General features: G+C 54.8%; 11 protein-coding genes and 1 tRNA gene. 3 read left to right on the plus strand and 9 right to left on the minus strand.

Annotated features, from left to right (window positions below; translation table 11 throughout):
• Window positions 1-29: 29 nt before the first annotated feature.
• The 4 genes from tig to WBY09_RS11840 form a co-directional block, all read right to left on the minus strand.
• A complete protein-coding gene (gene tig / locus WBY09_RS11825; RefSeq protein WP_336232777.1) occupies window positions 30-1,502 on the minus strand; it encodes a trigger factor in 1,473 nt (490 codons plus the stop codon).
• Window positions 1,503-1,615: 113 nt separating this feature from the next.
• Window positions 1,616-1,700, minus strand: a tRNA-Leu gene (locus tag WBY09_RS11830).
• A gap of 167 nt (window positions 1,701-1,867) precedes the next feature.
• Window positions 1,868-3,274, minus strand: coding sequence for a malonyl-CoA decarboxylase (locus WBY09_RS11835; RefSeq protein ID WP_336232778.1), 1,407 nt, complete (start codon window positions 3,272-3,274; stop codon window positions 1,868-1,870).
• A gap of 149 nt (window positions 3,275-3,423) precedes the next feature.
• Complete coding sequence (locus WBY09_RS11840) at window positions 3,424-4,887, minus strand: NAD(P)H-hydrate dehydratase (protein WP_336232779.1); 1,464 nt, start codon at window positions 4,885-4,887, stop codon at window positions 3,424-3,426.
• A 195-nt stretch (window positions 4,888-5,082) separates the two neighbouring features.
• On the opposite strand from WBY09_RS11840, the gene WBY09_RS11845 reads away from it, so the two are divergent.
• Window positions 5,083-6,333 carry a D-amino acid dehydrogenase gene (locus WBY09_RS11845; protein WP_197147386.1) on the plus strand — a complete coding sequence of 417 codons (1,251 nt, stop codon included), beginning with the start codon at window positions 5,083-5,085 and terminating at the stop codon, window positions 6,331-6,333.
• A 35-nt stretch (window positions 6,334-6,368) separates the two neighbouring features.
• Window positions 6,369-7,481 carry a sensor histidine kinase gene (locus WBY09_RS11850; RefSeq protein ID WP_197147385.1) on the plus strand — a complete coding sequence of 371 codons (1,113 nt, stop codon included), beginning with the start codon at window positions 6,369-6,371 and terminating at the stop codon, window positions 7,479-7,481.
• A gap of 74 nt (window positions 7,482-7,555) precedes the next feature.
• On the opposite strand, the gene WBY09_RS11855 is transcribed toward WBY09_RS11850, so the two are convergent.
• The 5 genes from WBY09_RS11855 to bfr (WBY09_RS11875) all read right to left on the minus strand — a co-directional run bounded on the left by WBY09_RS11855 (window position 7,556) and on the right by bfr (WBY09_RS11875) (window position 12,097).
• Entirely contained in the window at window positions 7,556-8,032 is a 477-nt protein-coding gene (locus tag WBY09_RS11855) for a c-type cytochrome (RefSeq protein ID WP_286791209.1), read from the minus strand.
• A gap of 30 nt (window positions 8,033-8,062) precedes the next feature.
• Entirely contained in the window at window positions 8,063-8,452 is a 390-nt protein-coding gene (gene cueR, locus WBY09_RS11860) for a Cu(I)-responsive transcriptional regulator (RefSeq protein ID WP_286791208.1), read from the minus strand.
• Between the two features lie 9 nt (window positions 8,453-8,461).
• Window positions 8,462-10,933: a heavy metal translocating P-type ATPase gene (locus WBY09_RS11865; RefSeq protein ID WP_286791207.1), complete on the minus strand. Its 2,472-nt coding sequence runs from the start codon at window positions 10,931-10,933 to the stop codon at window positions 8,462-8,464.
• A 174-nt stretch (window positions 10,934-11,107) separates the two neighbouring features.
• On the minus strand, window positions 11,108-11,599 hold the full coding sequence (bfr, locus tag WBY09_RS11870) for a bacterioferritin (protein ID WP_286791206.1): 492 nt from the start codon (window positions 11,597-11,599) through the stop codon (window positions 11,108-11,110).
• A 21-nt stretch (window positions 11,600-11,620) separates the two neighbouring features.
• Entirely contained in the window at window positions 11,621-12,097 is a 477-nt protein-coding gene (gene bfr, locus WBY09_RS11875; protein WP_008891826.1) for a bacterioferritin, read from the minus strand.
• Window positions 12,098-12,360: 263 nt separating this feature from the next.
• Between bfr (WBY09_RS11875) and WBY09_RS11880 the strand changes: the two genes are divergently transcribed.
• Window positions 12,361-13,938: a cryptochrome/photolyase family protein gene (locus WBY09_RS11880; protein WP_286791205.1), complete on the plus strand. Its 1,578-nt coding sequence runs from the start codon at window positions 12,361-12,363 to the stop codon at window positions 13,936-13,938.
• Window positions 13,939-13,941: the final 3 nt, after the last annotated feature.

Below are 13,941 nucleotides of genomic sequence, written 5' to 3' on the forward strand. Positions count from 1 at the left end.
TGCATGATCCTAAACCGTGTCCGGCCGGATTACTTGTCTTCGGATTTGTCAGCAGCTTTTTTAGCGGCCGGCTTTTTGGCTGCAGCTTTCTTGGCCGGGGCTTTTTTAGCCGGAGCCTTTTTCTCTGCGTCCTTTTTCGCCGGTGCTTTCTTAGCAGCCGATTTCTTCTTCGGAGCTTCGTCTTCCTCTTCCGGCTTCAGAAGGTCTTCAACCGAAACGGTTTTTTCTTCTACCTTGGCGAGTTCGACGATGTAATCAACGACCTTGTCTTCATATACAGGGCCCTGAAGCGCCTGCAAGGCCTGCGGGTTATTTTTATAGAATTCGATAACCTGCTGTTCCTGACCCGGATATTTCTGGGCTTCGGCAACGAGGACCTTGTTGACGTCTTCCTGAGTGACCTGGATCTCATTCTCACGGCCGACTTCTGCAAGCAGAAGACCCAGAAGAACGCGACGTTCTGCGATTTCGCGGAACTCTTCGGTCAGCTCTTCTTCGGACTTGCCTTTGGTTTCGTCGTCTTCCTGTCCAGCTTCACGGGCCTGTTTGATCTGGCCAATGATGCCTTCGAGTTCGTTTTCAACAAGCGACTTCGGCAGTTCGAAGCTGTGGTTTTCAGCCAGCGCGTCAAGAAGCTGACGCTTCATTTTCTGACGGGAAACCGATTCGTATTCGCGCCCAAAGTCCTTGCGGATCGCTTCCTTAAGGGACTCAAGGCTGTCCTGACCGAGTTTCTTGGCCAGTTCATCATCCAGCTCAGCCGGTTTCTTTTCCTTGATTTCCTTGACGGTTACGTCGAACTCAGCGTCTTTGCCTGCGAGTTCGGCAGCACCGTAAGCTTCCGGGAATTTCACTTTGACGACGACTTCGTCACCAGCGTTCACACCGGTCAGCTGATCTTCGAAACCTTCGATGAAGGAACCCGAACCGAGTTCGAGTTCGTAATCTTCGGCTTTGCCGCCTTCGAACGCTTCACCGTCAATTTTGCCCAGGAAGTCGATAACAACAACGTCACCGGCTTTGGACTTGCGCTTACGTGCGAGCGGTGCGGTCGTACCCTGTGCGGATGCGATGCGATCGAGGGTTTCGTTCACCTTGCTGTCGTCAAGTTCAACAACTTCACGGGTCAGCTTCAGCTTTTTGAAGTCCATTGCTTCGATGGCCGGGATGATTTCGACTGCGATGTCGAATTCCAGATCGCCGCCTTCATCGAATTTGGTGACTTCGATTTTCGGCTGAACAGCCGGGCGCAGGTCATTGTCGTTCAGAACCTTGCCGGTGTTTTCGTTAACAGCGGCTTCAAGGACTTCGCCCATGACGGCCTGGCCGTAACGCTGACGCAGGAGTTTCGCCGGAATCTTGCCCGGACGGAAGCCCGGCAGGCGAACCTGATCCTTGATCTCGTCAAGTTTGGCGACGACTTTTTCTTCGATATGTGCGGCGGGCACGACGACTTTGAACTCGCGCGCCAGGCCTTCGTTTTTGGTTTCAGTAACCTGCATAGATAACTCTTTTGCTTGGTTCGAATAATGTCCGTTACGCGACGCAGTCCGGACGTCAGAAAGTCAATACGACTAAACGAATATGGTACCCGGTCAAATTTTCGGCCTGCTTATGGTACGGGTGAAGGGACTCGAACCCCCACGGATTGCTCCACTGGAACCTAAATCCAGCGCGTCTACCAGTTCCGCCACACCCGCACACAAGCATAGAAATCACTCCGGTCACACCGGAATGAGTGCGCCTTAATACAAACTTCGATCCCCTCATGCAAGCATCGCCTTTTCGACAAACGCAATCTTGTCGAAAATATCCATCAAACAGGGCCTAAATCGACGGCAATCAGCCGATTTCAGGTAACGCAACCCTAGCGGAAATGACGTTTTACGGCACTGGAAACCGCAATTTTGCCCTGCCCGACGTAACTTTCGTGATTTTTTTCGATGGTCGAAAGGTCATAGAGATAGTTCACCATCATCCCGAATGACTGGTTCCAGCCATTTTCCTTGGCATTGCCGTTCCAGTTCAGTCGTTCAACCCGCGCACCGTTGCTCAGATGAAAATGCGCGACCGGATCAAAGGCGGTATCCATGCCGGGACGCTTGGCATTCAAAAGATACCACGCCGTCAGGTACTCGATATTTGCCCGCGTGCGCTCGGAAACTTCGTCCGGGCTGGTCGCGGGTGGTTTCGGCCCCAGCAAGTCATCGCAATCGGTCAAGGCGGCCTCAATCGCCTTGGGCAGTCCGGTTTCCTCCCCCTTGGCCATGGTATCAAGCTGCCGGTCCATCCAGCTGCGCAGTGCCGGTATCGGCGACAGGGTAGAAAATTGTTTGAGATGCGGCAGATCACGTTGCAATTGGGCGACCACCCGTTTGATCAGGAAGTCGCCAAAGCTGATTCCCGCCAATCCGGCCTGCGCGTTCGAAATAGAATAGAAGATCGCCGTGTCGGGCTTCGTTTCGCTTTTGGGCGCCTTTTCCGTGGCGCCCAAATCGTCATCCTTGCTTTCGATCAGTTCATCGACGTTGCCTGCAATGCCGTTCACAAGTGCAACTTCCACGAAAATAAGCGGCTCGTCCGGCATACCGGGATGGAAAAAGGCAAAACACCGCCGGTCCGACGCCAGTCGACGTTTAAGGTCATCCCAGCTTTGAATGGCGTGAACCGCTTCATAGGCGATCAGTTTTTCAAGTAGTGCGGCAGGTGAATTCCATGTGATGCGGCTCAGTTCCAGAAAGCCGATATCAAACCAGCTTGCCAGCAATGTCTTGAGATCACGTTCCAGAATGGCAAGTCCCGGGGCCTCCTTGCGCCAGCGCAAAAGATCGGCGCGCAGATCAACCAGGAACTTCACACCTTGTGGTAACGAATTGAATTCCTTGAGGATCAAACGAAATGGCGGCACCAGTGCGGCACGCAGTTCGGTTTCAAGCAATGCCTGTTCTGCCAGATCATCAGCCGCCGTCCAATCGGCCATCACAGCCGCAACACGGTCGCGATCCACACCGAATTCATTGACCAGAAGATGCAGGAATTCACGTTTTCCCGCATCATCAAGACGTAAGAAATCATGTCCAAGCGCGGCTGCACGCGCACGGGCCGATACCGCCCCACCGCGCCTTGCCAGACAATCGGCGATCTGTTCGCGCCAACGGTCCTGGCGGGTCTGGCTTTCATCAAAACCAAGGCCACGCACCACTGGGCTATCGCGCAGTTCGCGCCAAGCGCCGCGAAGATTATCAAGGGTTCTGTCGAGAAACGTCTGAGACATGCCTGTCTCCCACTCCGATATCAGAAGAACTTCAAATTGTTTCCTCAATGCGTGATGTTCTATCCCATCACGCCATACCGTTTTTATATCGGGTGATTATACCGTAAGTGCCAGCGGCTGCGGCGACTTCTTATTCACCTTATTTCACGTCATGCCTTTTTACGTGACGCCAGCCACAGTTCGCGCAAGACAGCCGGAAGATGTTCCGGGATGTCTTCAGCGATCAGTCCCGGCCCAATATCCGCCCCGCTTCGTGCATGAAGCCATACCCCCATGCAGGCGGCGTCAAAACTGTCCATGCCTTGCGCCATCAACCCACCAATGATCCCGGCCAACACATCACCCGATCCTGCAGTTGCCAGCCAAGGCACATCGACCGCACTGATTGCTGCCCGCCCGTCGGGGGCAGCAATCACCGTATCAGCCCCCTTGATCAGGACAGTTGCGCTACAGCGTTTGGCCGCTGCGCGTGCCCGACACAGCTTGTCACCGGTGATATCGGGAAACAGGCGGGCAAATTCGCCCTCGTGCGGGGTCAGGACGGTCGGGCCTTGTACGGCAAAGCACAAGGTAGACGGATCTTCTGCAAAGCTTGTGAGTGCATCGGCATCAAGCACCGTCGCCCGGCACAGATGCAAAAGTTTCAGAACAAGGGCACGGGTATCATCACCAACCCCAAATCCCGGCCCGATGACAAAGGCATTATGACGACAGTCATTCACAAGCGCATCAAACGCAGACATCGGGGCGGTCATGTTGCCCGGCGCATCGGATGCGTAGATCGGCAACGCCTGCGCATCTGCCACGATGGTCAGAAGCCCCACACCGGATCGGCGTGCGGCACGCGCCACAAGGCGGGTTGCCCCGGTCATGGTAGCGCCACCAAAGGCCAAAAGATGCCCGCGATGGTATTTGTGGCCTTCAAGCCCCGGCCAATGGATGCCAGCCCGCCACAAAACCGGATCGTTTCGCCAGCAGGCCGGCGCAATATCAAGCACCGTCTGATCGGTGATGCCGATATCGCGTACGGCCAGTTCACCGCACATCAAACGACCCGGCAAAAGATAGTGCCCGGGCTTCGCGCGACAAAACGTCACGGTCAGGTCGGCCTTGACGGCGACACCCAGAACCATGCCGGAATTGCCATCGACACCCGATGGCACATCGACCGCAACAACGCTGCACGGGCTTGAATTGATTGTGGTGACAAGTTCGGCAACATCGCCGGTGATGGCGCGCGCAAGTCCGGCCCCGAAAATGCAATCGACCACCAGATCCGCGCCGACAACAAGGGCGGGTGAAAGAAGTTCGGTCGCCCCTTCCCAGCGGGCGGCATGCAGGGCTGCGTCACCTTTAAGATCAGCCACATCGCCCATCAGACCCAAGCGCACCGACCAGCCTTCATCGCGCAGAAGCTTGGCGATGGCAAAACCATCACCACCGTTGTTGCCGGGGCCACACAACACCGATACGGAACGTGGCGACCAGTGACGGATGATTTCCTCAAACACGGCGCGACCGGCATTCTGCATCAAAACGTCGCCGGGAATGCCGCCTTCGATCGTGCGGCGGTCTGCTTCGTACATTTGATCGGTTGTCAGGATTTCAAACATTTCACCCCGTCATCCTTGTCGTGAACTTCCGGTCTGCGTTGTGCATCAAGACAGCATTTAAAACAGGTCCAGTCGACTGTAGCCATTTAAATTTCACCCCACTATAGTGCAGCGAAATTCGCATGTCGGATAGTTGGCAGAAAGGCTGACCATCAGACCGCAAAACTAAACTTTCCGCAGCAAGGCTTTGCCCGCATGCATGTAGTCGTCATGGGCGCCGGGGTCATCGGGACAACGGCGGCCTGGTATCTTTTGCAAAATGGTCATCAGGTTACGGTCGTTGATCGCCGGCATGCCAGCGCGCAGGAAACAAGCTTTGCCAATGGCGGTCAGATTTCCGCCTGTCACGCCACACCCTGGGCGAATGCATCCACGCCCAAGCAAATCCTGGGCTGGCTTGGCCGGGAAGAAGCACCGCTTCTGTTTCGGATGCGCTTTGACCCGCAGCTGTTTTCATGGGGCTTGCGGTTCTTGCGCAACTGCACCGATGCACGGGCCAGGATCAATCTGGAAAAGGCGCTTCGCGTTGCGATCTATAGCCGCGATTGTCTGCGTGCGCTTCGCGACGAGCTTGATCTTGAATACGATCATAGCACACGCGGTATTCTGCATATCTGCCGCACTGAGCAGGACATGGTCGCGGTCGAAAAGGCCACCGCCCAGATGCAGGAATACGGGCTTAAACGTCGACTTGTCTCGCCCCAAGAATGTCTTAACATCGAACCGGCCTTGCGTGATGCCACAGCACCGATCATTGGCGGCAGCTTTACCCCCGATGATGAAAGCGGTGATGCGCGTAAATTCACCGAATGTCTGAGCGAACATTGCATCGCCAAGGGTGCCGCATTCCACTTCAACACCAACATCACCGGCCTTGTGCACGATCAGGGAAAGATCACCTGTGTTCAAACTGACAAGGGTGACATCCATGCGGATGCCTTTCTGGTCTGTCTGGGCAGCTACAGCCCGCTGATGCTGGCCCCGCTTGGCATTAAACTGCCGATTTATCCGTGCAAGGGATACTCGATCAGCATCGATACCACAGGCTATTCCGGGGCACCCGAAACGGCCCTGATCGATGATAGCGTGAAAATGGTGTATTCGCGCCTCGGCACACACCTTCGAGTTGCAGGCACAGCGGAGCTTGATGGCTATAACCTTCGGATGTCGCTACGCCGCCAAAAACTTATCGTTGATAAAGCACTGGAATTATTCCCGAATTCAGGTGATCGCTCCAGCATCGATTTCTGGTCGGGTTTGCGGCCGGTAACGCCGGATTCTGCCCCTGTTCTTGGGGATACGAAGTATGCTAATCTATACCTTAATACGGGGCATGGGACGTTGGGTTGGACGATGAGTTGCGGATCAGCAAAAGCAGTCGCCGATCTCATCAGCGACAAGACCCCTGACATCTCTCTGACGGGGCTGGGTATCGACCGCTTTTAGCGGACGACCTGATTATTATGGGATCACGGGCTGACATGACCAGCAACACACCAATTGGTTCAACCAATGTGCCATTGGCCGACCAGGTTGTTCTGAACGCCCTGCCCTATGCCGCCGTCATTTGCGACCGCAACGGCATCGTCATGCAATGTAACGAGGCCATCGCGCGTTTGATCGGCGTTTCGCGTGATCGCATGCTTGGCCGCAAGGCCGGTTTCATTTCCAAAGGTCTGATGAGCGATATCGAAGATGTGTTTTCTTCGGGCCGGACTTGGCGCGGCGATATCATTCTGGTCGGTGCTGCCAAGGAAAGCCATGTCTGCGACCTTTCCATCGCGCCGCTTGAATACTGCCAGAACAATGAAACGCGCACCGCGGTGCTGATGACATTGCTTGAAAATGACCGTCAGGCACAGGCCGAACGTACCTTGATGGAGCAAAACCGCAATCAGTCGGATGCCAACGCGTCAAAATCCGACTTTATCGCCAATATGGGCCATGAATTGCGCACACCGCTTAATGCGATTATCGGCAACTCCGAACTGATTGCGCATGGGGTTCTTGGCGATCTGCCTGACGGGTATCGCGAATGCGGCCGCGACGTTTACGAGGCGGGCAAGCATCTGCTTGAACTGGTCAATAATGTTTTGGACGTGTCAAAGCTCTCGGCCGGTTCCATGACCTTGCAGCTTGAAGAGGCTGATCTTGGTTCGGTGATACGCGATGCCGCCCGGCTTGTCGGGGATGATATTTCGCGTCGCAGCCATCAATTGCAATTTGATCTGCCGGATCAGCCGGTATCGATGCTGTGTGACAAGCTGAAACTCAAACAGATCCTGATCAATATCCTGAGTAACGCGGCAAAATTCACGCCCGAACACGGCAAGATCCGCATCGGACTGACCACAACCGACGAAGACGTGAGTTTTGCGATCGAGGATAATGGTGTCGGCATGAGCCCGAATGACATTCCCCGTGCGCTGGCCCGATTCTCGCAGCTTCATCCATCCGGGGTGAAGGAAAGTGTCGGCACCGGTCTTGGCCTGCCGCTGGCCAAGCTTCTGGTCGAACTGCATGGCGGTCGACTTAGTATCGAAAGCGATCTTGGCAAGGGTACGACCGTGCGCATTACCCTGCCCCGGCCGTAACCTGATATCGTTAACTCTGTTTATCAAAAGACCCGCCCGGACATGTCCAAGGCGGGTCTTTTGATTTCAAGGCCTTACTGGGCCGCAGATTGATTGATCTGGTCGTGCCGCGCGATGACGTCCTTGGGCCAGCGGCTTTTGATGTAAGACAGGCTGGCAATGATTTCCTCGTCGCTTAGCACGCCCTCATATCCCTGCATGGCCGATTTATAATCGCCCCCGGCCATCGCCGCCGGTCCGTACTTGGTCAGTTCAAACAACACCTGATCGGGATGATGCCAGGTATGGCCGGTTTCGTCGTGGGGTGGCGCCGGAAGCAAACCGTCAGGACCGCGTTCACGCCAATTGGCTTCGCCCTCAAGTCTGGCACCATGGCAGGACGCACAATTTGCGTCATAGATTTTCTTGCCCCGCGCCACCAGTTGCAGATCATCAGGACGCAACGAGACATCCTGATCCGTGATCCCGTCCGGGCCAAAGAATGTGACGATGCCATACATAATCGCCGCACCGATAAGGGCGCCAAGCGCCATAACACCTTTATTCTTCAATGTGCTCTCTCATTCTTTTGGGTTTCGGGATCATACCTTGCGGGCGAGATCATTGATGATCGGGCAGTTCGGACGATCATCGCCGTGACAGGACTGCACCAGATCAGACAATGTATCGCGCAGGCTTTGAAGTTCGGCGATCTTGCGTTCGATCTCTGCCAGATGGGTTTTAGCAATTTCCTTTACATCGGAAGAGGCACGGTTGCGGTCCTCGTAAAGTGACAGCAACACCCGGCAGTCTTCGACCGAAAACCCCAGCCCGCGGGCACGTTGCAGAAACCGCAATTTGTGCAGATCGTTTTCATCATAGTCGCGATACCCGTTGGCCAGGCGCCCCGGCGAAACCAGACCGATATCCTCGTAATAACGGATGGTTTTCGCCGGAAGTCCACATTCAGTCGCGGCATCAGAAATGTTCATCGCCCTCTCCTATTTCCGGACTGTCCAGCGCCGCAATGTCAGCGAGTTACCAACAACCGAGACGGAGCTGAGCGCCATCGCCGCACCGGCAATCGCCGGGCTCAGAACACCGAATGCTGCCAACGGAACACCCACCACGTTATAGGCAAAGGCCCAGAACAGGTTCTGTGCGATCTTGCGACGGGTGGCGATCGAAATATCAATCGCGGCAGACACAAGTGCCGGATCAGACCGCATCAGGGTGATGCCAGCCGTTTCCATGGCAACATCGGTGCCACCGCCCATGGCAATACCGACATCGGCCGCGGCCAGTGCCGGGGCATCATTGATGCCGTCACCAACCATGGCGACATGACGGCCTTCCTTGCGGAGTTTTTCGACTTCACGTGCCTTGTCTTGCGGGCGAATACGACCTTCGCCGCGTTCCAGACCAAGTTCGCGTGCCACGTGGCTTGCGACATCCTGACTGTCACCCGACAACATGATCGATGAAATACCGCGTGCCTTCAGATCGGCAATCGCCTGTTTGGCACCTTCGCGAATGCGATCCTCAAGTGTCAGGTACCCTGCAAACTTGCCATCAATCGCAACCAGAATAACGGTTCTGCCTTCGCCTTCGTGCTTCTTGATGTCCTTTGCCAGATCCTGCGGCGGACCTGCAATATCAAGATCACTCAGCAAGGCTTCGCTGCCGATGGCGATCTTGTGCTTTTCAACATCGGCCATGACACCGGCACCGGTTTTGCCCTTGAAGTTATCGATATCAGGCAGCGACACACCTTCATCCTTGGCAATCGAGACAACTGCACGCGCCAGGGGATGTTCACTGGCGGCCTGAACGGCTGCTGTCAGGCGCAGCAACTCATTACGGTCAACACCCTCAACCGGGCAGATATCGCGCACGGTCGGCGTACCTTCCGTCAGGGTGCCGGTTTTATCAAAGATGACGGTATCGACATTATGGGCCTGTTCAAGCGCCTCGAAATTACGGATCAGGATGCCGTTGCGCGCAGCACTGCCGGTACCGGCCACCAGCGCAGTCGGCGTCGCCAGACCAAGCGCACAAGGACATGCAATCACCAACACGGAGACGGCGGCAACGATGGATGCCTCTGCGCCAAAGCCGGTAAACAACCAGGCGGCCAAGGTCAGCAGTGCAATGACAACCACAATCGGCACGAACACGGCCGATACCCGGTCGACAAGCTTCTGCACCGGCGCCTTGCCGGTCTGAGCCTTTTCAACCAGGCGAATGATGCGCGACAGCGTCGTATCATCGCCAACCGCACTGACTTCGATATCAAGACGTCCGGTGCCATTCACCGCGCCACCAACGACCGTATCGCCACTAACACGTGCCACGGGCCGGGTTTCCCCGGTGATCAGGCTTTCATCAAGTTCACTTTCACCGGCATGAACCTTGCCATCGACCGGCACACGTTCGCCCGGCAGGACGCGAACGATATCGCCGACCATAAGGCTTTCAATCGCAACATCCTGTTCGCCTTCGCCCGCGACCACCTTGCGCGCACGACGTGGACGCAGCGCCATCAACTCACGAATGGCCGCTGATGCCCCGCGTTTGGCGCGTTCTTCCATGATTTTACCCGCAAGGATCAGGGTAATGATCGCAGCCGATGCTTCGAAATAAAGATGGGTCTGCCCGGCATTGGCCGTCAGCATGTTATAGAGGCTGAGGAAATAGGCCGCCGATGTCCCGAGTGCGACCAGCACATCCATGTTGGCACTGCGATGGCGCAGGGCCGCATATGCCCCCTGATAGAAGCGCGCACCAATATAGAACTGAACCGGGGTCGCAAGTACAAGTTCAACCCATGCCGGCAGATGATAGGAAACACCAAGGTTCATCCAGACCATCTGCAAAACCAATGGTGCGGTCAGCAATGCCGATACCGCAAGAAGGATCAGGGATTTGTCCTGTTTCTTCTCGTTGCGTGCCGCTTCGTCTGCGTCACCGTCTTCGGATCCGGATTTGTTGCGTGACGTTGCGTGATAGCCGGCATCCTCAATCGCCTTGATCGCGATGGCATCGTTGACCTTGCCCGACAGGGCCGAGATATCGGCACGTTCCAGCGCGAAATTGACACTTGCCGTGGTGACGCCCGGCAATGCCGAAAGTGCCTTTTCAACCCGCAAGGCACAGTTCGCGCATGTCATGCCATCGACATCAAAGGAAAACTGCTGGGTCACGACGCTATAGCCTGAATCCGCGACTGCCTCGGCGATTTTGGATGTATCAAGCTTGCTGTCGTCAAAATGCACATTTGCGCTGTTAAGTGCAAAGTTCACGGTGACATCAGAAACACCATCGAGACCAGCAATGGCCTTTTCAACGCGGCCTGCGCAGTTTGCACAGGTCATGCCTTCGATCTCGAGGTTTACTTCGCTGGTATTGGCAGTCGGCTGCACGGATGCCCCACCGCCTGCTGCGGTATCGTACTCGTCTGTTCGGCGATCCATATCACGCACCTCAAAAAGGGGTTATTACAAGATATGGGGCACGATAGACCTTCCAGCAACTGGAAGGTCAAGATAAAAAAGCGATATGTAAAAATGCAGGGCTAACACTCTGATACCAAAAAGAAAGCCCCGGACATTGCCGGGGCCTTCTGAAAATTGTTTGTTGGCCGATGATCAGCCTTCCGGGTTTGGTTCCCCGGCTGCGCGGAACTGGATGTAGTTCGGCAGGCCCATCATGTCGATCAGGCGGATCTGCTGTTCCAGCCAATAGGCATGATCTTCTTCGCTGTCATCAAGCAGGGCGACCAGCATCTGACGGGTCTGGAAATCATCCTCTGCCTCGGCGATCTTGATCGCCTTTTTCAGAAGATTGATCACGTGATATTCGTGTTCGAGATCGTTTTTCATCATCTCGGGCACGGTTTTGCCGATCTTGATCGGTTCGCGCGATGCGGTATCGGGCACGCCTTCAAGGAACAGGATACGCTCGATCAGACGTTTTGCGTGTTCGAGTTCCTCATCCTTTTCGTGATGCATGCGCTCATAGAGCGAATGCAGGCCCCAATCGGCATACATTTCAGCATGTGTGTTGTACTGATCCGCCGCCGACAGTTCGGCAGTGAGCTGTTTGTTCAGCGCGGCGAGGACCTTTTTACTACCCTTCATGGCGTAATACTCCTGATCTGATTAGTCGCCGTCGCCTGAACGGCTCTGGATGTAGTTTGCAATCCCGACATTTTCGAGCTGCCATTCTTCGGTCTCAAGCCAATCAACGTGCTCTTCCTGTTCTTCCAGGAATTTCACAAGCAGATCGCGCGTCACAAAGTCTTCGGCCTTTTCACAGGCGGTGATGGCTTCGCGCAGAAGCGGCAGAGACGCCAACTCAAACTTCATGTCACAGCTGATGATCTCTTCGACATTTTCGCCGATCATCAGTTTGTTGAGGTTCTGGAGGTTGGGAAGACCTTCAAGAAACAGAATGCGCTCAATCGTGTCGTCAGCGCGTTTCATTTCCTTGATCGAGAGCTTGTACTCATACTCGCCCATTTCTTCCACGCCCCAGTCCCGCAGCATTCTGGCATGCAGGAAATACTGGTTAATCGCAGTCAACTGGTTGGTCAGAATGCGATTAAGATATGTGATGATCTTGGGATCACCTTTCATCATGGCTCTCCTGATGGTTGGGCTATGCAGATAGTGGGAATCCACCCGGCTTGTTTCAAGGAAAAAACGCGCCTTTGATTACCATTATCAATAATTTAGCCGATTTTATCGAAATAAGCCACTCGGGTTGAATGACTAAAAATCATTCGCACGGATTTCCCTGAGAATGAAAATCGGTTCGGCGAAATTGCCCTTCGCAAAGATCTTGTGCCCGGATGTTTTCGTACGACTCGCAACTGCCGTGCAATCGATTGAAGCAAAACATGAAGCAGCACTTTCACACCATTCGTTTCATCCTTGGTGATCAACTGACACCGTCGCTTTCAAGCCTGAAGGATGCAGATCCCAATCGGGACCTGATCGTCATGGCAGAGCCGCATGTTGAGGCCACCTATGTCCCCCATCACCGCCAAAAAATCGTGATGATCCTCTCTGCGATGCGCCACTTTGCCGAGGAATTGCGCGAAAACGGATTTCACGTCGCGTATTTTGACTATCAAAACCATCCGACAAAATCCTTCACCGATGCCCTGAAAGCCGCCCTTTCCGAGCACAACATCAAGGAAGTTATCGTCACCGAGCCCGGTGAATGGCGGGTCAAACATGAAATCGACAAATGGTCCGAAGACCTTGATATCTCGGTTGATGTGCGCGCCGACGACCGGTTCTTTGCCCCGCTTTCGGCATTTGCGGATTTTGCCAAGGACCGCAAGGAACTCCGGATGGAGTATTTCTATCGCGGTTTGCGGCGCGATACCGGCATTCTGATGGAACCCGATGGCAAGCCGGTTGGCGGGCAATGGAACTTTGATCACGACAATCGCAAAAGTCTGCCCGATGATGTGACGCCCCCATCACCAAAGACCTTTGCGCCCGACAAGATCACGCAGGGCTTGCTTGATCGCGTTTGCGATGATTTTCCCGATGCGCTGGGGGATATTGCGTCATTTGGCTGGCCGGTCACCCGCAAGGATGCGCTTGCGGCACTTGATCATTTCATCAAGCATCGCTTGGCGCAGTTTGGCGATTATCAGGATGCGATGACGGTCAAAAGTGCCACCCTTTATCATTCCCTGATCAGCCCATGCCTCAATACCGGGCTGTTGTTGCCTGATGAAGTCTGCCGGGCGGCCGAGAAGGCCTATCTTGAGGGCAAGGCGCCACTGAACGCGGTCGAGGGGTTTATTCGCCAGATCCTTGGCTGGCGGGAATATGTCCGTGGGCTTTACTGGTATCTTGGCCCGGACTACGGCAGCGGCAATCATTTTGATGCCAAACGCCACCTGCCCAGGTTTTTCTGGGATGGCGATGTGCCGATGAATTGCCTGAAGCAAGCGATTGGCGAAACGCTTGAAAATGCCTATGCCCATCACATTCAGCGTTTGATGGTGATTGGCAATTTTTCCCTGCTGGCTGGGCTTGATCCCAAAGAAGTCTGCGACTGGTATCTGGCGGTCTATATCGATGCGTTCGAATGGGTTGAGCTTCCCAACACCTTTGGCATGGCGCTTTATGCCGATGGCGGCAAGATGGCATCAAAGCCCTATGCCGCCAGTGGCAAGTATATCGACCGCATGTCGGATTACTGTAAGGACTGCCAGTACAACCCGCGCAACAATACCGGCACGGATGCCTGTCCGTTCAACGCGCTTTATTGGCATTTCATGGATCGCAACGCCGATAAGCTTGGCAACAATCCGCGCCTTGGCATGCCATACCGCAACTGGGCCCGCATGAAGGACGACAAAAAGCGTGATTTGATCGCACAGGCCGACGCGTTCTTAAGCAAACTTGATGATGGCAAGTTTGATACCGGATCAGAACAAGGTAGCCTTTTCTGAGGC

This window comes from Thalassospira sp. CH_XMU1458 (assembly GCF_037027205.1).
GTDB classification, from domain to species: Bacteria; Pseudomonadota; Alphaproteobacteria; order Rhodospirillales; family Thalassospiraceae; genus Thalassospira; species Thalassospira tepidiphila.